Raw genomic sequence first — 20461 nt, forward strand, 5'->3', positions numbered from 1 at the left:
CAGTCGCCACGCGCTGTTTCGAACGCGGCGTGGGTTCGGTCGACCGACCCGTCTCGACTCCCGACCGTCGCGGCAGATGAACAATCGTTTTGACCCTCCTCGTCCCCCAGTCAGGATATGCACGCCATCACGCAGAGCGGATGGATAGAGGTCATCTCCGGCTCTATGTTCTCGGGGAAGACGGAGGAGCTCCTCCGACGCCTCCGCCGGGCCGAAATCGCGGGTCAGGAGATTTCGGTGTTCAAACCCCAGCTCGACGACCGCTACGGCGAGACGACGGTCGGCTCTCACGCCGGTCGTTCGTGGGAGGCGAGCGTCGTCCCCTCCGAGGGCGAGGGCGTCTGGCAAATCGCCGAGGAACTCAACGGCGAGGACGTGGTGGCCATCGACGAGGCCAACTTCTTCTCGGCCGAACTGGTCGACGTGTGCGAGGCGCTGGCCGCCGACGGCAAGCGCGTCGTCGTCTCCGGGACCGACCAGACGTTCCGCGCCGAACCGTTCGACCCGCTTCCCCAACTGATGGCGCTCGCCGAGTACGTCGACAAGCTGCAGGCCATCTGCACCGTCTGCGGCGAGCCGGCCACACGGAACCAGCGACTCATCGACGGCGAGCCCGCGCACGTAGACGACCCCACTATCCTCGTCGGCGCGGAGGAGTCCTACGAGGCGCGGTGCCGGAACTGTCATACCCTCCGGCGGGACTAGAGGCTAGCGTGACTACTTGGGTCGAAACCCCACGCGAGGGCCGCGACCGCGGGCTGACCGGCATCCTCCGCGCGTGGGTCGCTGTGGTCGTTCGCCCCCGCCAGTTCTTCCGCGACGGCGTCGCCCCCGGCGACCAAGCGCCCGGCCTCGTGTTCGCCATCGCGGTGGCACTCGCCTATCAGGGCCTCGGGTTCGCCTTCGAGCCGGCGACGATTCCGGCCATCGAGGGCGGCCCGCTCGTCTCGGCGCTCGTCGCCCTGCTCGTCGTCGCGCTGTTCGTCGCGCCGGCGCTCCTCCACCTGACGGCGGCCATCCAGACGGCCCTTCTCATCCCGCTTTTGTCCCGCCGCGCGGGGGTGAGCGAGACGGTGCAGGTCATCGCCTACGCCGCCGCGCCGTGCGCCTTCGCCAGCCTCCCGATTCCCGGCGTCCGCGCGCTGTGCGCCGTCTACGGCGCGGTGCTCCTCGTCGTCGGCATCAGCGAGGTCCATCAGACGACGGTTCCGAAGGCGGCGCTCGCCGCGGCCGTCCCCGCCGGCGTGGTCTTCGGCTACGCCTTCGGCGGCTTCCGCGCCCTCTCGGAACTCGCCGCGGCGCTCGCGCTCGTCTGAGCCGAACCTCGCCTCGAATTCCCGCGTTTCGACCGACGGAGCGGCGGTTTCCCGCCCGCACACGAGCCACTCTCCCCTGAGCGTTTTTCGACAATCGTTTTAGTTAGGGGTTGTTTGCTCAACGCAATGGATTGGATTACGCACGAGGAGGACGTCTGGTTCGAATTCCGGGGCAATAGCCCCCACCAGCTCGTCCCCGGCCGATTTTACAAAGGCACCGTCGACGGGTACGCCGACTTCGGTGTCTTCGTCGACCTCGCTTCGAACGTGACCGGATTACTGCACCGCAGCGAACTCGACCGCCGCCTCGAATCCCTCGAATGGGAGCCGGGCGACGAGGTGTTCGTTCAGGTGAAGAACGTCCGTGACAACGGCAACATCGACCTCGGCTGGTCGATTCGCCAGTCCGACTCGGAGTTCCGCGGCGCTCGCATCCACGACCCCGACGGCGACGCCGACGGCCAGCCCGTCGAGCAGGAAGCCGAAAGCGACGGCCCGACGGCCGTCAAGACGCGCCCGAAGACGGGCAAGACCGCGAAGCCAGCCGGCGCGAGCACGTCGTCCGAGACGGTCGAAACCGAACCGGAGCCAGAACAGGAAGCCGAACCCGAGCCCGAGCCCGAACAGGACGCCGCGTCCGAGTCCGAGTCCGACGCCGGAGACGAGGACCGCGCGCCGACCGCCGGGGACGTCGTCGACGACATCGCCGCCAACGGCGAGTCCGAGCAGGACGTCGAAGCGGAACCGGCGGAACCGGAGAGCGAACCCGAGTCCGAGTCGGAGCCCGAGCAGGACGACACCGACGCCGAGCAGGAAGCCGAGACCGAGGTTGACGCCGACGCCGACGAGGCGGAGCGCGTGACCCTCGGCAGCATCGACGACCGCGTCGGCGACGTGATTCGCGTCGAGGGCGAAATCGCCAGCGTCCGCCAGACCGGCGGCCCGACGGTGTTCGAACTCCGCGACGAGACGGCTATCGCCGACTGCGCGGCCTTCGTCGAGGCCGGCGTCCGTGCGTACCCCGAAGTCGAAGTGGGCGACTACGTCCGCATCGACGGCGAGGTCGAGCGCCGCCGCGGCGAACTGCAGATAGAGACCGAGGAGCTGACGATTCTCGACGGCGACGAGGCCGACACCGTCGCCCAGCGCCTCGCGGACGCCCTCTCGGACGAGGCCCGACCGGACGCCGTCGCGCCGCTCGCGGCCCACGAGCCGGTCGCCGCCGTCGGCAAGTCGCTGCTCGACGCCGCGGAGGCCATCCGCCGCGCCGTCCTCGAATCGCGCCCCATCGTCGTCCGCCACACGGCCACCGCCGACGGCTACGTCGCCGGCGCCGCCGTCGAGCGCGCCGTGCTCCCGCTCATCCGCGACGAGCACCCCCGTGACGACGCCGAGTACCACTACTTCACCCGTCGCCCGCTCGAGGAGGCCGTCTACGGCATGGACGCCGCCACGAACGACGTGACGCGGATGCTCGAAGACCGCGACCGCCACGACGAGAAGCTCCCGCTCGTGCTTCTCCTCGGTGCCGGCTCGACCGCCGAGTCCCTCGACGGCCTCGGCCTGCTCGGCGTCTACGGCTCCGAGCGCGTCGTCGTCGACGCCGCGCCCGCCGACGACGAGGTCGCCGAGGAAGTCGACGTGCTCGTCAACCCCGCCCGCGAGGGAGCCGACGCCCGCGACCTCTCGGTCGGCGCGCTCGCGTCGACGCTTTCTGTCGCCGTAAACGAGGACATCCGCGACGACGTGTCGCACCTCCCCGCCGTCAGCTACTGGGAGAACTGCCCGCAACAGTACCTCGACCTCGCCGAGTCCCACGGCTTCGACGCCGACCGCGTCCGCGAACTCCGCGAGGCCGTCGCGCTGGAAGCCTACTACCAGTCCTATCAGGACAAACGCGAACTCATCGCCGACCTGCTGTTCGACGCCGACGAGGGCCTCGCCGGCCACGTCTCCGAGCAGTTCCGCATCAAGCTCGAAGACGAAATCGAGACGGCGCAGGCGAACCTCGAACGCCGCGACGTCGGCGCAATCTCCGTGGCCGTCCTCGATTCCGACGCCTACAGTCACCGCTTCGACTTCCCGCCGACGGGCCTGCTCGTGGACGAACTCCACCGCCGCACCCGCGAGGGTGACGCCTTCGTGACCGTCGCGCTCGGCATGGACGAACTCTACCTGCGCTCGACGGGCGACCTCGACCTCCGCGCGGTCGTCGAGTCGGCCGCCGAGAAAGCGCCCGCCGCCGGCCTCGCCGCCGCGGGCATCCGCGAAGGTCGCATCGAGTTCCTGACCGGCGCGCGCGACGAGGCGCTCGAAGCCGTCCTCGACGCCGCCGCCGAGCAGTTCTAAGCCGCAATCCAGACTCCTCCTCGCGCGGTTCGACGGAGGGCTGTATTCCAGCCTCCCGAGCGACACGCTTATCCACGAAACGACCCGATTCGCGCCCATGAACCGCCACCACGTCGCCGAACGGGAGGTGTGTCCGTGAGCGCCGAGACCGAGACGGAGTCCGAGGCGTTCGAGCGGACCTGCGAGGCGCTCGTCGACCGCATCCTCGCGGGCGACGTCGACCGCGACGACCTCGAATCGGCAAAGCTCGACGCCTGTTCGGAACACTCCTCGCCGAAAGTTCCGAAGAACGCCGAGATTCTGCAGTACGCGCCCGAGGACCGACGCGAGGAGGTCAAAGAGGTCGTCCAGCGCAAGCCCGTCCGCACCGCCTCCGGCGTCTCGCCGGTCGCCATCATGACCTCGCCGCACATGTGCCCCCACGGGAAGTGCCTCTACTGTCCCGGCGGCCCCGCGAGCGAGTTCTCCTCGTCGCAGTCGTACACGGGCCACGAGCCCGCGGCCGCCCGCGGCGTCCAGAACGACTACGACCCCTACGGGCAGGTCACGCTCCGCCTCGAACAGCTTCGACACATCGGCCACCCCGTGGACAAGGTCGAACTCATCTTGATGGGCGGGACGATGACCGCCCGGAGCCACGACTACCAGGAGTGGTTCGTCAAGCGGGCGCTCGAAGCCATGAACGACTACGACCTCGACAAGGAGCCCGAACCGGCGGAAGACCGGTCGTTCAAGCCCGACCCCGAGGATGTCGAGTTCGAGTACATCGAGGACGTCATCGCCGAGAACGAGACGAACGACATCCGTAACATCGGGACGACCTTCGAGACGAAGCCGGATTGGTGCGACCCCGAGCAGATAGACCGGATGCTCGACTTGGGCGCGACGAAGGTCGAAGTCGGCGTCCAGACGACCTACGAGCGAATCAACCGCGAGATGCACCGCGGTCACGGCGTGCAGGCCTCCATCGACGCCAACCGCCGCCTCCGCGACTCGGCGTTCAAGGTCGGCTTCCACATGATGCCCGGCCAGCCGGGCATGACCAAGGAGATGTGTCTGGAGGACTTCCGCCAGCTGTTCGAAAACAGCGACTGGCGGCCCGACTACCTCAAAATCTACCCGACGCTCATCGTCCGCGACACCATCACCTACGACATGTGGCGTCGCGACGAGTACGAGCCGCTGAACAACGAGGAGGCCGCCGACATCGTCGCGGAGGTCATGGGCATGATTCCGAAGTACACCCGCCTCCAGCGCGTCCAGCGGGACATCCCCGCGGACTTCATCGACGCCGGCGTCTGGAAGTCGAACCTCCGACAACTGGCCGCCCAGCGCGCCGAGGAACGAGGTATCGTCCAGCGGGACATCCGCGCCCGCGAGGTCGGCATGAACGAGGCCGACCCGGACCCAGAGCGAATCGAACTCGACGTGATGACCTACGAGGTCGCCGGCGGCACGGAGCACTTCATCTCGTTCGAGGACCCCGTCGAGGACCTGCTCGTCGGCTTCTGTCGCCTCCGGTTCCCCGGCAACCCGGTCCGCCGCGAACTGCAGGACGCGGCGCTCGTCCGCGAACTCCACGTCTACGGCTCCGAGGCGGGCATCGGTGCCGACGGCGACTGGCAGCACAAGGGCTACGGGAAGAAGCTCCTCGCGCACGCCGAGGAACTGTCCCGCGACGCCGGATACGACAAGATTTCGGTCATTTCGGGCATCGGCGTCCGGCAGTACTACAAGGAGAAACTCGGCTACCACCAGGACGGTCCGTACGTGTCGAAGCGGCTGTAGGGAATAGTCGGATTTTTGGTCCACCGTGAGGCCGTGCCTCACGAGCCTTCGGTCGCAGTCGCTCCCGAAGACAGATTTTTGCGAGACGAGCGTAGCGAGTCCCGGAAAAAGTGGGCGCTACGTGTCGAAGCGGCTGTAGCCGACGAAAACACCCTCACCGGCCGATTCTCACCCCTGATTGTCGCTCCGCCACGTTTTTACTTTTCGGCCGACCGCAGTCGATAGAATGGCACCACAGGGGGGTGCGGCGGTTCAGGGGCAGGCGACGACGTGGCTTCAGGACCTCCGCTCGGCGCTCGCACAGTTCGTTTCGACCGAAGAACGGCTCGGCATCTCGGCGGCGCTCGTGGCGCTCGCGCTCGGAATCGCGGTCTTCCTCGCGCCGCGACTCGTCTCGCGGGCGACCGCCGAGTTCCGAACGCGAGTGTTGGACCACCCGCGGGTTCCCGACGCCGTCACCGACGCGGCGTGGCTGTTTCCCGCGACGGTCGTCGTCCGGACGCTCCAACTCGCGGTCTTCGTCGGCGCGGCGCTGTCACTGTTGCTTCTCTGGGGCTTTACGGGCCTCGCCGCGGATTTCGCCGAGGTGCTCGCCGTCGCGGTTCCGAACGCCGTCAAACTCGGGGCCACGGTCGCGCTGTTCGCCGGCGCGCTCGTCGGGACGAACGTCCTCGAAGAGCGATTGGACTCGTACGCGACCGCCTCGGACAACATCAACGCCCACCAGCAGGGCATCGTCTTCCGCGTCCTCCAACTGGTCGTCCTCCTCGCGGTCGGGATGGCGGCGCTCACGGTCTGGCAGGTCCGAATCGGCGGCCTGCTCGTCGGCGCGGGCTTCCTCGGTATCGTGGTCGGGATGGCCGCGAGACAGACCCTCGGGTCGCTCATCGCGGGCTTCGTGCTGATGTTCTCCCGGCCGTTCGAACTCGGCGACTGGGTGGAGATAGACGACGCCGAGGGCATCGTCACCGACATCACCATCATCAACACCCGGCTGAGCAACGCCGACGGCGAGACGGTCGTCTTCCCCAACGACCGCGTGACGAACGCGAAAATAACCAACCGGACGAAGCGCAACCGACTCCGACTTCGCCTCGATGTGGGCATCGACTACGAGGCCGATATCGAACACGCCGAGTCGGTGGCCGAGGAGGCGCTCACCGACCTCAAGTTCGTCGAGGACGTGCCGAAACCGCAGGTGATGCCGACGACGTTCGGCGACTCGTCAATCGGGCTCCAACTCCGCTTTTGGATTACGAACCCCTCGGCCCCGCGTCGGGCGCAGGCGAAAGCCGAGGTGCTTCGGAGCGTGAAACTCGCGTTCGACCGCGAGGGAATCAAGATACCCTACCCGCAGCGCGAACTGCTCGCCCGCGAGGAGTCGGACGGCTTCCAGCTCCGAGAGGCCCGTCGCAGTCGGCCGGTGGAGAAGTCGGTCTCGAAGGAGTAGGTGTCCCGGCTACAGCGATTTTCGCATCTCGACGTGCGGGATGCTGGCCTCGTCGAACTCGTCGCTCGTCGTCTCGTAGTCGAGGCCGTGGTAGAATCCCTCCGCGGTCGTCTGGCCGTGGAGCAGAAGCGAGTCGAACCCGCGCTCGCGCGCCTCGGCTTCGAGCGCGTCCATGAGTCGTCGCCCCCAGCCCTCGCCGCGAGCCGATTCGAGGACGGCGACGCGTTCGACCTTGCCGACGCCGGGTTCGTACTCGCGCAGGCGGGCCGCGCCCACCGGGTCGCCGCCGCGGTAGGCGACGAAGTGGACCGCCTCGGCGTCCGGGTCGTCGTGTTCGTCCCACTCTAGTTCCTCGTCGACGCCCTGTTCGTCCACGAAGACGGCCTTTCGGACGGCGAAGGCGTCGTCGCGCTCGCCTTCGCTGACCGCGACGCGGACCTCGGTTTCGCTCATGGAAGCAGTTCCGCGGGCGGCCACCTGACGGTTGCGGAGCGGGTTTTATCATGTCGTTCCACTGACTAACGTCCGTGAGTACGCTCGACAGGTTCTTCCTCGGACGCGAGGACGCGCCCGTCCGACAGCATCAACTGGGCGGCGTCGTCCTCTTCGCGGTCGTCTTCGTCACGCACCTCCCGCCGGACGCGGTCGGTCCGCTTTCGTACCCGTTCGGGCTCCGGCTGTGGCCCGTGGTCGCGCTCGGCCTCGGTGGCGGCGCGGTCGGTGCGCTCCGCGGCGACGGCGTCTTCGGGGCGCTCCCACTCGGCGCTGGTCCGGTACTCGGCTTCTTCGCGGCGCTCGGCGCGGCCGAGTTGACGACGCCGAGCATGGGGCTCTGGCAGGGAGTCGCGACCGGCCTCGTCGCCGGCGGACTCCTCGCGGCCGTCGGATTCGCGCTCGGTTTCGGCGGACGCTACGCCGCCGCTCGCGTACTGTCGTCGGCGTGACCCCGCGCCGACTCGCCGCCGAGCGCCCAGCCGAGCCGGTAGACGAGCGACCCGGTCGCGAGCGTCACTAGCACCCAGACGACGAGCAGTATCCCGACGAACAGGACGCCGTAGCCGCCGAAGGGGACCAGTGGAAGTGCGAAGGTCACGGGTGCGGCGACGATGGCGAGCGACAGCGGGCGCGTGCTCCCGCCGCGCCGGGCCGCGTAGCCGAGGGGGAGAAACAGCACGACGGCGGCCTCTAACGCGAGCGCGCTGAGCGAGAACCACGGATTCGGTCCCGGCATCGCGACCGCGGTGGCGACCGCGAGCGCGACCTGCGGCCCGACGGTCGCGGCGACGAGACGACGGAATCCGAGCGCTTTGGGGCGAACCGCCGAGACGACGCCGAGCGCGAGGAGTTGGAGTGCGAGGAGCCACGCCATCGCGGCGACGCTCCCGGAGAACGCCCGGACGACGAGGAGGCAGAGGCCCCACAGGACGCCGAGTCCCGCGACGACGGGGCCGAACCGCCGCGCCCCCCGGTCGCCGTCGAACCGGCGGTCGAAGTGCCGGATGAGGAGGACGCCGATGGTGAGCACGAGCGTCGGGACGAACGCGACCCACGCGACGTTCGTGAGGACGCCGGGGCCCGAGTCAGCGGCGAGGCTCGCGTAGGCCGCGGCCGTGGTCGCCAGCCCCGCGTCGGGGCCGAACGTGAGGTACGTCTGGCTTCCGACGCTGGACGGATCCCCGTCGTCGGCGCTCCAGACGGCGGCCGTCTCGTTGGTCCGCGTCCCGGGGGGCGCGGTGAGGAGCGCCGACTCCTCGGGGCCGGTGACGACGAATCGGTCAGCATCGACGTAGACGGTTCCGCTGACCTCGTCGTCGTGGAAGTAATCCACGACCAGCACGTCCCCGTAGCCGCGATACGCCATCCCGGGCACCTCGAAGGTCACGACCGCGGTGTCGCCGTCCATCCGGGTTTCGAGGCGTCTGCGGTCGTCGGTGAACACGCGGTGTTCTTCGAAGGTTCGGCGGACGACGCGTTCGAGTTGTTCGGGGTTCTCGCGGAACGTCGCGGCCGACTCGTCGTCGAGTTCGACGCGGGCGGTCCACGTGCCGACGCCGTCGTCGCCGACGCGGACTCGAAGCGCGCTCGATTCGACGGTGAGCGGGACGCCTGCGGCGTCTCCTGCCTCCTCGAACGTCTCGCCGCAGACGCCGCAGACGGCCTCGGGCGGCGGTCGCCCTTCGGCGGGGACGCTCCCGGCGGGGGGTGCGGCCAGCGCGACGAGGAGGGAGAGGGCGGCGAGAGCGAGGGTGCGGGGACGCATTCACCGAATACATTCTGGCTGGCTGATAAGTATCTTCTCCCCGATTCGGGCGGTCGCAGAACCCGCGGAAACGACACCCCTTTTCGTTCGCCGCCAAAAAGCGAGTCCATGGACCCGAAGCGGGAACTCACGAGCGTCGACCTCGCGGCCCTCGTCACCGAGTTGAACCGGTACGAGGGCGCGAAGGTCGACAAGGCGTACCTCTACGGCGACGACCTGCTTCGCCTCAAGATGCGGGACTTCGACCGCGGTCGGCTCGAACTCCTCCTCGAAGTGGGCGAGATAAAGCGCGCGCACCTCGCCGCACAGGAGCACGTGCCGGACGCTCCCGGTCGGCCGCCGAACTTCGCGATGATGCTCAGAAACCGGCTCAACGGGGCCGACTTCGCGGGCGTCGAGCAGTACGAGTTCGACCGCATCCTCACGTTCACGTTCGAGCGCGGCGACGAGAACACGAAAATCGTCGTCGAGCTGTTCGGACAGGGCAACATCGCGGTGCTCGACGAGACGGGCGAAGTCGTCCGCAGTCTGGAGACGGTGCGGCTCAAGTCGCGGACGGTCGCTCCGGGGTCGCAGTACGAGTACCCCGCCTCGCGGCTCGACCCCCTCACCGTCAGCCGCGACGCCCTCGGCCGGAATATGGAGCAGTCCGATACCGACGTGGTGCGGACGCTCGCCACCCAGTTGAACCTCGGCGGCCTCTACGCCGAAGAGCTGTGTACCCGCGCGGGCGTGGAGAAGACGCTCGATATCGCCGACGCGACCGCCGACGACTACGACGCCGTCTACGATGCCATCGTCGACCTCCGCCAGCAGGTGCGCTCCGGGGAGTTCGACCCGCGGCTCTATCTCGACGAGGACGGCGAGGTCGTGGACGTGACGCCCTTCCCCCTGCGCGAACACCAGAACGCCGGGCTCGACGAGGAGGCCTACGACACGTTCAACGACGCACTCGACGAGTACTTCTTCCGGCTCGATTTGACCGCCGACGAGCAGGAGGCGACCTCTGACCGCCCGGACTTCGAGGAGCAAATCGCCAAGCAACAGCGCATCATCGACCAGCAGGAGGGCGCAATCGAGGGCTTCGAACAGCAGGCCCAAGACGAGCGCGAGCGCGCCGAACTGCTGTACGCCAACTACGACCTCGTCGACGACGTGCTGTCGACCGTCCGCGGCGCGCGCGAGGAGGGCGTCCCGTGGGACGACATCGGCGAGACGCTTGCGGAGGGAGCCGAACAGGGTATCCCCGAGGCCGAGGCCGTCACGAACGTCGACGGCGCGAACGGCACGGTCACCGTCGACCTCGACGACGCGACCGTCACCCTCGAGGTGTCGATGGGCGTCGAGAAGAACGCCGACCGCCTCTACACCGAGGCCAAGCGCATCGAGGAGAAAAAGGAGGGCGCGCTGGCCGCCATCGAGGACACTCGCGAGGAGCTCGCGGCCGTGAAGAAGCGCCGCGACGAGTGGGAGGCCGACGACGACGAGGACGACGAGGACGACGAGGACGAAGAGCCGGAGGAGACAGACTGGCTCGCGCTCGATTCGGTCCCCGTCAAGTCCACGGAACACTGGTTCGAGCGGTTCCGTTGGTTCCACACCTCCAGCGGCTACCTCGTCGTCGGCGGCCGCAACGCCGACCAAAACGAGGAGTTGGTGAAGAAGTACATGAGCAAGCACGACCGCTTTTTCCACACGCAGGCCCACGGCGGGCCGGTGACGCTCCTGAAGGCGACGGGGCCCAGCGAGCCCGCGCAGGCGGTCGATTTCTCCGAGGAGACGCTCCGCGAGGCCGCGCAGTTCGCCGTCTCGTACTCCTCCATCTGGAAGGAGGGCCGCTTCGCCGACGACGCCTACATGGTCGAGCCCTCGCAGGTGTCGAAGACGCCCGAGTCGGGCGAGTACATCGAGAAGGGGAGCTTCGTCATCCGCGGCGACCGCGAGTACTTCGAGGACGTGGCCGCGAAAGTCGCGGTCGGCATCCAGTGCGAGGACGAGACGCGCGTCATCGGCGGTCCGCCGTCGGCAATCGAGGCGCGCGCGGAGACGACGCTGACGCTCACGCCGGGGCAGTACGCCCAGAACGACGCCGCGAAACTGTGTTATCGCCGGCTCCGCGAGCGCTTCGCCGACAAGTCGTTCGTCAGAAAAATCGCATCACCCGACCAGATTCAGGAGTTCCTCCCGCCGGGCGGCAGCGACATCGTCGACGAGTGAACGTCGACGCCGTCCCCCGGTAATCAGACGCTAGACGGCTTAATATTCAATTATTCGGTTGCGTCGGGTACAAGATTATATACTTTCTCGTCGTAATGTTGCTTCGAGCGCGCGTGTCAACCCGCGAATCTCACATTCGGCCGAACGGCCGGTGGGTGGGTGGGTGGTGGCGCTCGGTGAATCCCAATGCTTTCAGAATCACTCAATTACCTTCGAAACGGCGAGGACTGGGTAAAGACGGTCCTCATCGGCGGCGTCCTCGGCCTGTTGAGCTTCCTCATCGTCCCGACGTTCCTCGTCATCGGCTATCTCCTTCGGGTCGTTCGCGCGACCATGAAGGGCGACGAGGTTCCCCCGGTGTTCGACGACTGGGGCGACATGGCGATAGACGGCGTGAAAGGCTTCGCTATCGTGTTCGTCTACGCGCTCGTCCCGGCCATCATCGCGGGCGTGTTCGGCTTCGCCGGCATCGTCGGCGCGGCGGCCGGCGGCTCCGACGCCGCGGGCGCGCTGGGCGGCATCGTGGCGCTCGTGGGCCTCCTGCTCGCGTTCGTCCTCGGCCTGCTCGCCGCGTACCTCATCCCGGCGGCGCTGTCGAACTACGCCGAGACCGACCGCATGGGCGCGGCGTTCGACTTCGGCACGCTCCGGCCCATCCTGACCTCGGGCAAGTACGCCACCGCGTGGCTCACGGCCTTCGCGGTGCTGTTCGCGTCGTCCATCGTGGTCGGCGTCCTGAACGTCATCCCGCTTCTCGGCTTCGTCGTCGGGGCGTTCGTGACGTTCTACGCGGCCGTCGCAGCCTACTACATCATCGGCAAGACGTGGGGCGAACTCCACGACATCGAGATGATGGACGAGGGCGAGACGCCGGGCGAACAGCCCGCCGTCTGAACTGTCAGCGAAAACCCGAATTTTCGACGGAATATCTAAGCCGCTAGCGGCGCGACACCCCAACGGTATGCTCTCCGACGCGCTGTGGTTTCTCAAGCGAAGCGACGACTGGGTTGCGACGACGATTATCGGCGGGGTTCTCTCGCTGCTCTCTGTTCTGATACTCCCGGGGATTATCCTGCAGGGCTACTTCGTCAGGGCGATGCAGGCGGCCGCGAACGGCGAGCGGGCCGCGCCCTCGTTCACCGACTGGGGCGGCCTGTTCGTCGACGGCCTGAAGCTGTTCGTGGTGACGTTCGTCTGGGCGTTAGTGGCCATCGTCCCGTCGATGCTGCTCTCGGTCATCATCGGCATCGGCACCTTCACCGTCTCCGAGGCGGCGACGGGGAGCGCGGCGGCGTCCTCCGCGGGCGGCGTCGGGCTCGGTATCGTCTCGGTCGTCCTCGGCCTCCTCGTGTTCGTGCTCAGCCTGCTCGCGGCCTACCTCGGGCCGGCCGCAGGGGCGAACTTCGCCATCGAGGGGAATCTCGCTGCCGGCTTCGACGTGCGTACTATCCTCTCGGGCGCGTTCACCGGCGAGTACGCCGTCGCGTGGTTGCTCGCGCTCGTCGTCGCGGTCGTGCTCGGCTTCATCGGGGGTCTCCTTTCGGTCATCGTCGTCGGGCTCTTCGTCCTGTTCTACGTGCAGGTGATTACGTACTACCTGTGGGCCCGCGGCTTCGCCGACGCCACCGGCAAGAGCCAGCAGCCGACGCAGTCGACTGGCTGGTGAGCGGCGCAGGGCGGCAGGCGGCGGCCGGGTTGGCGTCCGCGACGCCGACTCGCGACGGGTGACCGCGATAGCAGGACTCTTTTCCGTTCCCCGACGACCGGACGTGTATGCGCATTTCGAGCCGCGGTCGCGGCGAGGAGGGGCGCGAGCGAATCACGCTCGTCCCCGAGAACGTCGACGACCTCTGGCACCTCTCGTACGTCCTCGAACCGGGTGACCTCGTCTCCGGCGACACCACCCGCCGCATCCAGCGCGACGACGAGCAGATGCGGGACACCGGCGGCGAGCGCGAGCACCTCAACGTCACCATCGAGGTCGACGACGTGGAGTTCGCGCGCTTCGCCAACCGCCTCCGCGTCGGCGGCGTCATCGTCTCCTGTTCCCGCGAGGACCAACTCGGCCACCACCACACGCTCAACGTCGAGGAGCGCGCCGAGATAACCATCGAGAAGCACTTCAAGGCCGACCAGATAGACCGCATCGAGACGGCCGAACAGGCCGCCGAGAACCCCGACGTGGCCATCGCGACCGTCGAGGAGGGCGCGGCCTACATCCACACCGTCGCCCAGTACGGCACCGACGAGTACGCCTCGCTCACGAAGCCGACGGGGAAAGGCGAGTACGCCCGCCCGCGGTCCGAACTGTTCGACGAACTCGGGTCCGCGCTGTCACATCTCGACGTGGACGCCATCATCCTCGCCGGACCGGGCTTCACGAAGAACGACGCGATGGACTACTTCGAGAACAACTTCCCCGAGGTCGCAGAGACAATCGTCACGACCGTCGACACCGCCGGCGTCGGCGACCGCGGCGTCCACGAGGTGCTCAAGCGCGGCGCGGTCGACGACGTGCAGAAACAGACCCGCATCGCCGAGGAGGCTAACCTCATCGACGAACTGATGGAGAACATCTCGACGGGCGCGAAGGCGGCCTACGGCGTCGAACAGGTCGCGGAGGCCGCGGAGTTCGGCGCGGTCGAACACCTGCTTCTCCTCGACTCTCGACTCCGAGCCGAGCGACAGGGCGACGGCGACTGGGACGTGGACGTGAACGACATCATCGACTCGGTCGAACAGAAAGGTGGCGAGGTCACCGTGTTCTCGGCGGAGTTCCAGCCCGGCGAGCAGTTGAAGAATCTCGGCGGCATCGCCGCGGTCCTCCGGTACCGGCTCCAGTAGACCGCCTTCGCCGCCATCGCCGGAGAAACCGTTTAGCCGCCGGAAACCAACGTCTAGTCGTGATTCGGAGGGGGCTCTCGGAGGCGACGAGGCGGGTCGACCGCTGGCTCGACCAGGTGTTTTTCGCCGCGTGGGAGGTGTCGGTACTGGCGATTCCGACGCTCTGGCTCCTGCTTTTCGCGACCCCGAGAGCCGCGGTATCGCTGTCCGGTCTCACCGCCCTCGCAGTGAGCGCCGTCGCCGTCGGCACCTTCCGCGGCGGCTACGTCGGAACCGGGTCGTGGCCGCGGCCCGGCCACCTGCCGACGCTCCCGATTCGCTCGGCGTACTACAGCCTCGTCGTCGGTGGCACGGCCCTGCTCGGCGCGTTCGCGCAGACCGAACTGGGGGCGTTCTGGCCGGGCATCGTCGTCCCGGCGGTCGTCGGGGTCAGCGCGCTGGCGCTCGTTCCGGTCGTCCTCGTCGGGACCGAGCGGGTCGCGCGACTGACGATTTGACCGGCCGGCGGACGCTTACTGGCCGGTGAGTGACTCGCTCGCCGGCGAGAAGTCGATGGTCGTTCCGAGTCCCTCGTCGCGTGCCTTCTCGTAGAGCATGTGCGCCGCGGCGACCGTCTCGATGCCCGTGCCGCCGCTGTCGAAGACGGTTATCTCCTCGTCGTCCTCGCGCCCGGCGGCGACGCCCGCAACGACCTCGCCGAGTTCGGCGTGGATGTGGTCCTCGTCGACGACGCCGGCCTCGACGGCGGCGAGGAACGACCCGGCGTCCATCGTGGCGCGCTCGCGGAGGTCGGGGACGTACGTCGCGCGCTCGATGGTCGTCTCGTCGAGTTCGCGCTTTTCGGGGTGGTACTGACCCATCGCGGTGACGTGCGTGCCGGGTTCGAGCAGGTCGCCGTCGAACACCGGCTCCGCGGCGGTCGTGGCGGTGACGACGATGTCGGCACCCTCGACGGCCGCGGCGCTGGAGGCGACGGCGGCAACGCTGGCGTCGAGGGTGCGGTCCAGCTCGCCCGCGAACGACTCGCGGCTCTCCTTCGTCGGCGAGTAGACCCAGACGGTGTCGAGGTCGCGGACGGTCGCGGCGGCCCGGAGCTGTCCGCGGGCCTGCGCGCCGCTCCCGATGAGCGCGAGCGTCGAGGCGTCGTCGCGGGCGAGGGCGTCGATGGCGACTCCGCCCGCCGCCCCGGTCTTGAAGGGATTCATACTCGCGCCGTCGAGGAGCGCCAGCGGCTCGCCGCTCTCGGCGTCGAAAAGCGGCGTCATGAACCACGCGTCCTCCGCGCCGAAGCCGGCGGAGTACATGTAGCCGCCCATCGCGCCCGTCTCGGGGAGCACGGCCGCGTAGGAGGTGAGCATGCCCGGCGGCTCGCGGTTGAACAGTTTCGTCCGCGGCTCGGCCGGCGCGCCCTCGCCGCGCTGTCTGTAGCCCTCGCGGACGGCCTCGACGTACTCGGAAGGGGTCGCCAATCCGCTAACCTCGTCGCTCGTGAGGAACAAGGTCGCTGTCATGGTCGGAAAAACGAGACCTGCGGTCAAAACCCTGCGGGCCGGCGAACCGACCGGACGGGCGCGGGTTGGGGGTTAGTCTGCGTCGAGGACCGAAGGAGAGGGTGCGTCAGCGGCGTTGGGACCGGCGTGTTCGTCGAGGCGGGCGGGGGACGGCGACGAGGGCCCGTTCACGAAGAGCGCGTGGCCGGTGAGGAGCGCGGCCATGCCCGCTGCCATCGGCACTGCCGTGGTCAACTGCAACCCGGCGACGGTAAGCGTGCCGGTGATGCCGAGGAGTGTGAGCGGAATGAGCCCAAGAATGTAGTCGTAATATCCGGTCATAATATATAGCATACTACGGACGTAAGTGGTATAATTCTTTCCCATAGATGACCGATACTGTTTTTGTGACCTTCTGATACCTTTCTCATAACTTATGGCGAGATAATCGCAAGACGACGGAGGGTTTGTAGCCCCACGAGAACATCACAAATTCGATACTGTGGATTGTGCCTCTCGCCCGAACAGTCGGGCCGGCGCTCGCGTCGTCTGCCGGAACTCCACACGATTATGGGAGTCGGTGCCGTGGCCGGAGACGTGAACCGCAACGACCGCTCAATCGTCGCGTTGGTGATGCTCGCCCACGGGATGGTCCACACGTACGAACTGTCCATCCCCATCTTCGTGGCCATCTGGCTCGGGGAGTTCGCGAGTATCGACCTCGGCCTCGCGACGGTTCCCGTCACGACCGCCTCGCTGGGCGTGATGACCGGCCTCGGATTCGCGCTGTTCGGCCTCGGGGCGCTGCCCGGCGGCATCCTCGTCGACCGCGTTGGTTCCAAGCGTCTCATCGTCGCCTGTCTCCTCGGCATGGCCGGGTCGTTCGTCCTGCTCGCGCTGTCGCCGAACCTCGTCGTCGTCGCCCTCGCGCTCGTCGTCTGGGGTGCGGCGGCCAGCGTCTACCACCCCGCCGGACTCCGGCTCATCAGCACCGGCGTCGAGGAACGCGGAACCGGTTTCGCCTACCACGGCATCGCCGGGAACCTCGGCATCGGCTTCGGCCCCTTCCTCACCGCGCTCCTCTTATTGTTCTTCGACTGGCACCTCGTCGCCGGCGTGCTCGCGCTCCCGGCGCTCGTGGCCGCCGCGCTCGCTACCCGCGCCAACTTCGAAGAGCAGGCCGCGGTCGCCGCGACCGACGGCGGTGAGACGGGCGACACCGACGACGACAGCGACACCGGCGGCGACGGTAAAGCCGGCGCGGGCGTCTCCTCGTTCGCGGAACTGGTCTCGCAGTCGAAGCACCTCTTCGCCGGCGGGTTCGCGCTCGTCTTCGCGCTCGTGATGTTCTCGGGGCTCTACTACCGCGGCGTCACGACGTTCCTGCCGGACCTCCTCGGTTCGGTCATCGGCATCGAGCCGATACCCGTCTCCGAACTCCTCCCCGCCGCCCTCGCGTCCGGGTCGGCCGGTGGTGCGCCGACGCTCGACGTGGAACTGTTCGTCTACGCCGGTCTCCTGACGGTCGGCGTCTTCGGGCAGTACGTCGGTGGGAAGCTCACCGACCGCATCAGGACCGAACGCGGTATCGTCGCCGGCTTCGGCGCGCTCGCCGTCATCGCCGTCGCCTTTCTCCCCGTGGCGAGCCTCGGCGTCGGCCCGCTCCTCGCAATCTGTGCGCTCCTCGGCTTCTTCCTGTTCATGGTCCAGCCGTTCTATCAGGCGACCGTCGCGGAGTACACGCCCGCCGGGCTCCGCGGGCTCTCGTACGGGTTCACCTACCTCGGCGTGTTCGGCGTCGGCGCGCTCGGCGGTGCCATCGCCGGCTACATCCTCACCGTCGCCGACTCGACGGCGCTGTTCGTGGTCCTCGCCGGGTTCGCGACGGCCGCGACGCTCCTCGGCGTGACGTTGTTGCGACGACGGCCGACGCCCGCCTGAGGGCGGTCGATCGGCCGAAAAACAGTTTTTGACGGACGGATTCGGTCCGGTCTCCGCGCCTCAGACGAGTTTGAAGTACAGCGTCCGCCAGACGCCGAGCGCGACGGAGCCGAGCACCAGCATGACCGCGACGAACGTGAGTTCGACGCCGCCTTCGAAAAGCGGCGTCCAGCGAATCGCCATGCCGATGACGGTCGCCGCGAGCCAGGAGCGAATGCCGAGCGGGACGGCCGACTTCGCCGACTCGGCCGCGCCCGGCGAGTACGCGCCCAACAGCGGGGCGGTGACGAGCCATCCGATGAGGAACGGGACCGAGGTGAGTACCCAGCCGACCGGGTCGGCCGAGAGGTACGACACCCCGTTGTGCTGAACCACGCCGACGGTGACGAGGAGGAAGATGGCGAGCACGTCGCCCACCGCGATGGGTAACGCCCCGGCATCGAGTCGCTCCTCTAAGAACGAAGTCGAGGTTGCCATAGGCGAGGATTCGTCGCCCCCCTAATGGCTTTCCCGCTTTTTTCCGACCACCGTGTACTCGAAGCCCCGTTCGACCACGTCGGCCTCGAACCCGACGCGTTCGAGAAAGCGCACGAGCTCGTCGGGCGTGGCGAACGCCGAGCCGAAGCCGACGACCCGCTCGGCGGCGACGAGCCCCCGTCCGAGGAGCGTCTCGGGGTCGAACTCGTTGACGGCGAACACCCCACCGGGCGCGAGCACGCGGAAGACCTCCTCGGCGACGCCCCGCTGGTTCGGCATGTGGTGGAAGGCGTCCACGACGGTCACGGCGTCGAGTGAGTCGGCGGCGAAGGGAAGCCCTCGGGCGTCGCCGCGGACGCAGTCGAGGCCTCGTTCGCGCGCCCGACGGAGCATCCCGGCCGAGCGGTCGAGGACGACTCGCTCGGGAACGTCGAGCGCGAGAGTCGCCCGCCCGGAGCCGCCGCCGATGTCGACGACGCGCTCGACGGGGCGGTCGGCGCGGTCGAGCGCGGTCCCGAGCGCGCCGGGGTCGGCGGGCGGCATCACGAGGTCGTAAACGGGTGCGAAGCGGTCGAAGAACCGAACGTCGCCAGCGCCGTGCATGCCCGACTCCACGGCCCCGTCGGGGAAGGTTCTTGCGCGCGGCGGTCCCATCTCGGCCATGGAGTTCGACCTGCTCGGATGGCCCGAAGACGGGCCGCGACTCCGCCTCGACTACCGGCGGTTCGCCTACGCGGGGAAGTTCGTCACCGCGGGGACGGGCAAGACGGTGTTTCGCGACCCCGACGCGCCCCTGACGGCGCTCGACGACGACCGACCCGCGCCGACCGGCGGCCCCGATTCCCTGCCGCCGCTGGCCGAGGGCGTGGTCGCCGCCGTCGCGTTCAACGAGGACCGAACGGACCCGACGACGCTCTGGCTCCGGTACGTCACGGTCCGGCGGGACCGCCGGGGCGACGGACTCGGTCCCGATCTCCTCCGGCGGACCTGCGAAGCCGCCGCGGACCGCGGCTACGAGACGGTCCGCATCGCCGCGAACAACCCCTTCGCCTACGAGGCGTGCCACAAGGCCGGGTTCGGATTCACGGGCCGCGAGACGGGCGTCGCCGAGTTGGTCTTGGAGCGCCCCGCCGACGTGCCCGTCGCGGTCTCACGCGAGACGTACCAGTCCGGCCTCGACCGTTACCGCGCCCGCGACCTCGGCGACCCGGAGCGGTCGTTTCTCGCGGCGCGCGAGGGGGCGGAGCCGCCCGGAGTCGGCGGACTTCACTCGGACGATTGAAACCCTCGGCCCCCGAAGGCCGAGCAAATGGGAAACGCAGACCTGCGGACGCTCGCCGCGCTCTCCGAGGTGTCGTTCGACGAGGTGGCCGGGAGCGTCGTCGCTGTCGACGCCCACAACTGGCTGTACCGGTATCTCACGACGACGGTCAAGTGGACGAGTTCGGAGAAGTACACGACCGACGCGGGAGAAGAAGTCGCCAACCTCGTCGGCATCGTCCAGGGGCTCCCCAAGTTCTTCGAACACGACCTGACGCCCGTCTTCGTCTTCGACGGCGGCGTCACGGAGATGAAAGACGACGAGGTTGCGAAGCGCCGCGAACAGCGCGAGAAGGCCGAAGCGCGGCTCGAAGAGGCCCGCGAGGCCGGCGACGCGGTCGAGGCAGCCCGGATGGAAGCGCGCACCCAGCGGCTCACCGAGACGATTCAGGACACCAGCCGCGAACTCCTCTCGCTGCTCGACGTGCCGGTGGTCGAAGCGCCCGCGGAAGGCGAGGCGCAGGCGTCCTACATGGCCCGCAAGGGCGACGCTGACTACGTGGGCAGCGAGGACTACGACCCCCTCCTGTTCGGCGCGCCCTACACGCTCCGACAGCTCACGAGCAAGGGCGACCCCGAGCTGATGGACCTCGACGCGACGCTCGACAAACACGACATCACCTACGAGCAACTCGTCGATATCGCCATGCTCTGCGGGACCGACTTCAACGAGGGCATCACGGGAATCGGCCCGAAGACGGCCGTGAAAGTCGTCACGGAACACGGCGACCTCTGGTCGGTCCTCGAAGCCCGCGGCGACACCATCCCCAACGCCGACCGGGTGCGCGAGTTCTTTTTGGACCCGCCGGTCACCGACGACTACGACTACGACACCGACATCGACCCCGACGTGGCCGCCGCCCGCGAGTTCGTCACCGAGACGTGGGAGGTCGACCCCGAGGAAGTCCGCCGCGGCTTCGAGCGAATCGAGGAGTCGGTCACGCAGACCGGCCTCGACCGCTGGACGTAGGCCGCGCTCGCGCCGAGCCAACAGCCCGCCGACACGTTT

20 protein-coding genes are annotated in these 20461 nt (G+C 68.3%); 14 read left to right on the forward strand and 6 right to left on the reverse strand.

Going from position 1 to position 20461, the window contains the following annotated elements; all coding sequences use genetic code 11:
- Positions 1 to 117 precede the first annotated feature (117 nt).
- From C457_RS11510 to C457_RS11530, 5 genes are all read left to right on the forward strand, one after another.
- Positions 118 to 705, forward strand: coding sequence for a thymidine kinase (locus C457_RS11510; protein WP_004061202.1), 588 nt, complete (start codon positions 118 to 120; stop codon positions 703 to 705).
- A gap of 83 nt (positions 706 to 788) precedes the next feature.
- Positions 789 to 1316 (forward strand): YIP1 family protein, encoded by a 528-nt coding sequence (locus C457_RS11515; RefSeq protein WP_008094818.1) that lies wholly within the window; start codon positions 789 to 791, stop codon positions 1314 to 1316.
- Positions 1317 to 1442: 126 nt separating this feature from the next.
- Positions 1443 to 3665, forward strand: coding sequence for a DHH family phosphoesterase (locus C457_RS11520; protein WP_008094819.1), 2223 nt, complete (start codon positions 1443 to 1445; stop codon positions 3663 to 3665).
- 129 nt (positions 3666 to 3794) lie between these two features.
- On the forward strand, positions 3795 to 5453 hold the full coding sequence (locus C457_RS11525) for a tRNA uridine(34) 5-carboxymethylaminomethyl modification radical SAM/GNAT enzyme Elp3 (RefSeq protein WP_008094820.1): 1659 nt from the start codon (positions 3795 to 3797) through the stop codon (positions 5451 to 5453).
- 226 nt (positions 5454 to 5679) lie between these two features.
- Positions 5680 to 6903 (forward strand): mechanosensitive ion channel family protein, encoded by a 1224-nt coding sequence (locus C457_RS11530; RefSeq protein WP_008094823.1) that lies wholly within the window; start codon positions 5680 to 5682, stop codon positions 6901 to 6903.
- A gap of 9 nt (positions 6904 to 6912) precedes the next feature.
- On the opposite strand, the gene C457_RS11535 is transcribed toward C457_RS11530, so the two are convergent.
- Positions 6913 to 7356 carry a GNAT family N-acetyltransferase gene (locus C457_RS11535; RefSeq protein ID WP_008094824.1) on the reverse strand — a complete coding sequence of 148 codons (444 nt, stop codon included), beginning with the start codon at positions 7354 to 7356 and terminating at the stop codon, positions 6913 to 6915.
- A 74-nt stretch (positions 7357 to 7430) separates the two neighbouring features.
- Between C457_RS11535 and C457_RS11540 the strand changes: the two genes are divergently transcribed.
- On the forward strand, positions 7431 to 7847 hold the full coding sequence (locus C457_RS11540; protein WP_008094825.1) for a hypothetical protein: 417 nt from the start codon (positions 7431 to 7433) through the stop codon (positions 7845 to 7847).
- Here C457_RS11540 and C457_RS11545 read toward each other — a convergent pair.
- Positions 7814 to 9163: a hypothetical protein gene (locus C457_RS11545; protein ID WP_008094826.1), complete on the reverse strand. Its 1350-nt coding sequence runs from the start codon at positions 9161 to 9163 to the stop codon at positions 7814 to 7816. The two genes, C457_RS11540 and C457_RS11545, sit on opposite strands and share 34 nt — an antisense overlap.
- 108 nt (positions 9164 to 9271) lie before the next feature.
- On the opposite strand from C457_RS11545, the gene rqcH reads away from it, so the two are divergent.
- From rqcH to C457_RS11570, 5 genes are all read left to right on the forward strand, one after another.
- Positions 9272 to 11380: a ribosome rescue protein RqcH gene (gene rqcH / locus C457_RS11550; RefSeq protein ID WP_008094827.1), complete on the forward strand. Its 2109-nt coding sequence runs from the start codon at positions 9272 to 9274 to the stop codon at positions 11378 to 11380.
- A 186-nt stretch (positions 11381 to 11566) separates the two neighbouring features.
- Positions 11567 to 12274: a DUF4013 domain-containing protein gene (locus C457_RS11555; protein ID WP_008094828.1), complete on the forward strand. Its 708-nt coding sequence runs from the start codon at positions 11567 to 11569 to the stop codon at positions 12272 to 12274.
- Positions 12275 to 12341: 67 nt separating this feature from the next.
- Entirely contained in the window at positions 12342 to 13046 is a 705-nt protein-coding gene (locus tag C457_RS11560) for a DUF4013 domain-containing protein (protein ID WP_008094830.1), read from the forward strand.
- Between the two features lie 107 nt (positions 13047 to 13153).
- On the forward strand, positions 13154 to 14224 hold the full coding sequence (locus C457_RS11565; RefSeq protein ID WP_008094832.1) for an mRNA surveillance protein pelota: 1071 nt from the start codon (positions 13154 to 13156) through the stop codon (positions 14222 to 14224).
- A gap of 62 nt (positions 14225 to 14286) precedes the next feature.
- Complete coding sequence (locus C457_RS11570) at positions 14287 to 14721, forward strand: hypothetical protein (RefSeq protein ID WP_049913564.1); 435 nt, start codon at positions 14287 to 14289, stop codon at positions 14719 to 14721.
- A 15-nt stretch (positions 14722 to 14736) separates the two neighbouring features.
- Here C457_RS11570 and C457_RS11575 read toward each other — a convergent pair whose 3' ends face one another.
- Entirely contained in the window at positions 14737 to 15735 is a 999-nt protein-coding gene (locus tag C457_RS11575) for an ornithine cyclodeaminase family protein (protein ID WP_008094836.1), read from the reverse strand.
- A 72-nt stretch (positions 15736 to 15807) separates the two neighbouring features.
- Positions 15808 to 16056 (reverse strand): hypothetical protein, encoded by a 249-nt coding sequence (locus C457_RS11580; RefSeq protein WP_049905039.1) that lies wholly within the window; start codon positions 16054 to 16056, stop codon positions 15808 to 15810.
- A gap of 228 nt (positions 16057 to 16284) precedes the next feature.
- Here C457_RS11580 and C457_RS11585 point away from each other — a divergent pair, with 228 nt between their 5' ends.
- Positions 16285 to 17655, forward strand: a complete 1371-nt coding sequence (locus C457_RS11585; RefSeq protein WP_008094839.1) for an MFS transporter — start codon at positions 16285 to 16287, stop codon at positions 17653 to 17655.
- Between the two features lie 60 nt (positions 17656 to 17715).
- Here C457_RS11585 and C457_RS11590 read toward each other — a convergent pair whose 3' ends face one another.
- Together C457_RS11590 and C457_RS11595 are read right to left on the reverse strand one after the other, a co-directional pair.
- Positions 17716 to 18132, reverse strand: coding sequence for a DUF3054 domain-containing protein (locus tag C457_RS11590; RefSeq protein WP_008094841.1), 417 nt, complete (start codon positions 18130 to 18132; stop codon positions 17716 to 17718).
- Positions 18133 to 18153: 21 nt separating this feature from the next.
- A complete protein-coding gene (locus tag C457_RS11595; RefSeq protein WP_049913565.1) occupies positions 18154 to 18735 on the reverse strand; it encodes a class I SAM-dependent methyltransferase in 582 nt (193 codons plus the stop codon).
- 58 nt (positions 18736 to 18793) lie between these two features.
- Between C457_RS11595 and C457_RS11600 the strand changes: the two genes are divergently transcribed.
- Positions 18794 to 19414: a GNAT family N-acetyltransferase gene (locus C457_RS11600; RefSeq protein WP_008094843.1), complete on the forward strand. Its 621-nt coding sequence runs from the start codon at positions 18794 to 18796 to the stop codon at positions 19412 to 19414.
- Between the two features lie 27 nt (positions 19415 to 19441).
- A complete protein-coding gene (gene fen, locus C457_RS11605) occupies positions 19442 to 20422 on the forward strand; it encodes a flap endonuclease-1 (protein ID WP_008094844.1) in 981 nt (326 codons plus the stop codon).
- Positions 20423 to 20461 lie beyond the last annotated feature (39 nt).

This window comes from Haloferax prahovense DSM 18310 (genome assembly GCF_000336815.1).
GTDB lineage: Archaea > Halobacteriota > Halobacteria > Halobacteriales > Haloferacaceae > Haloferax > Haloferax prahovense.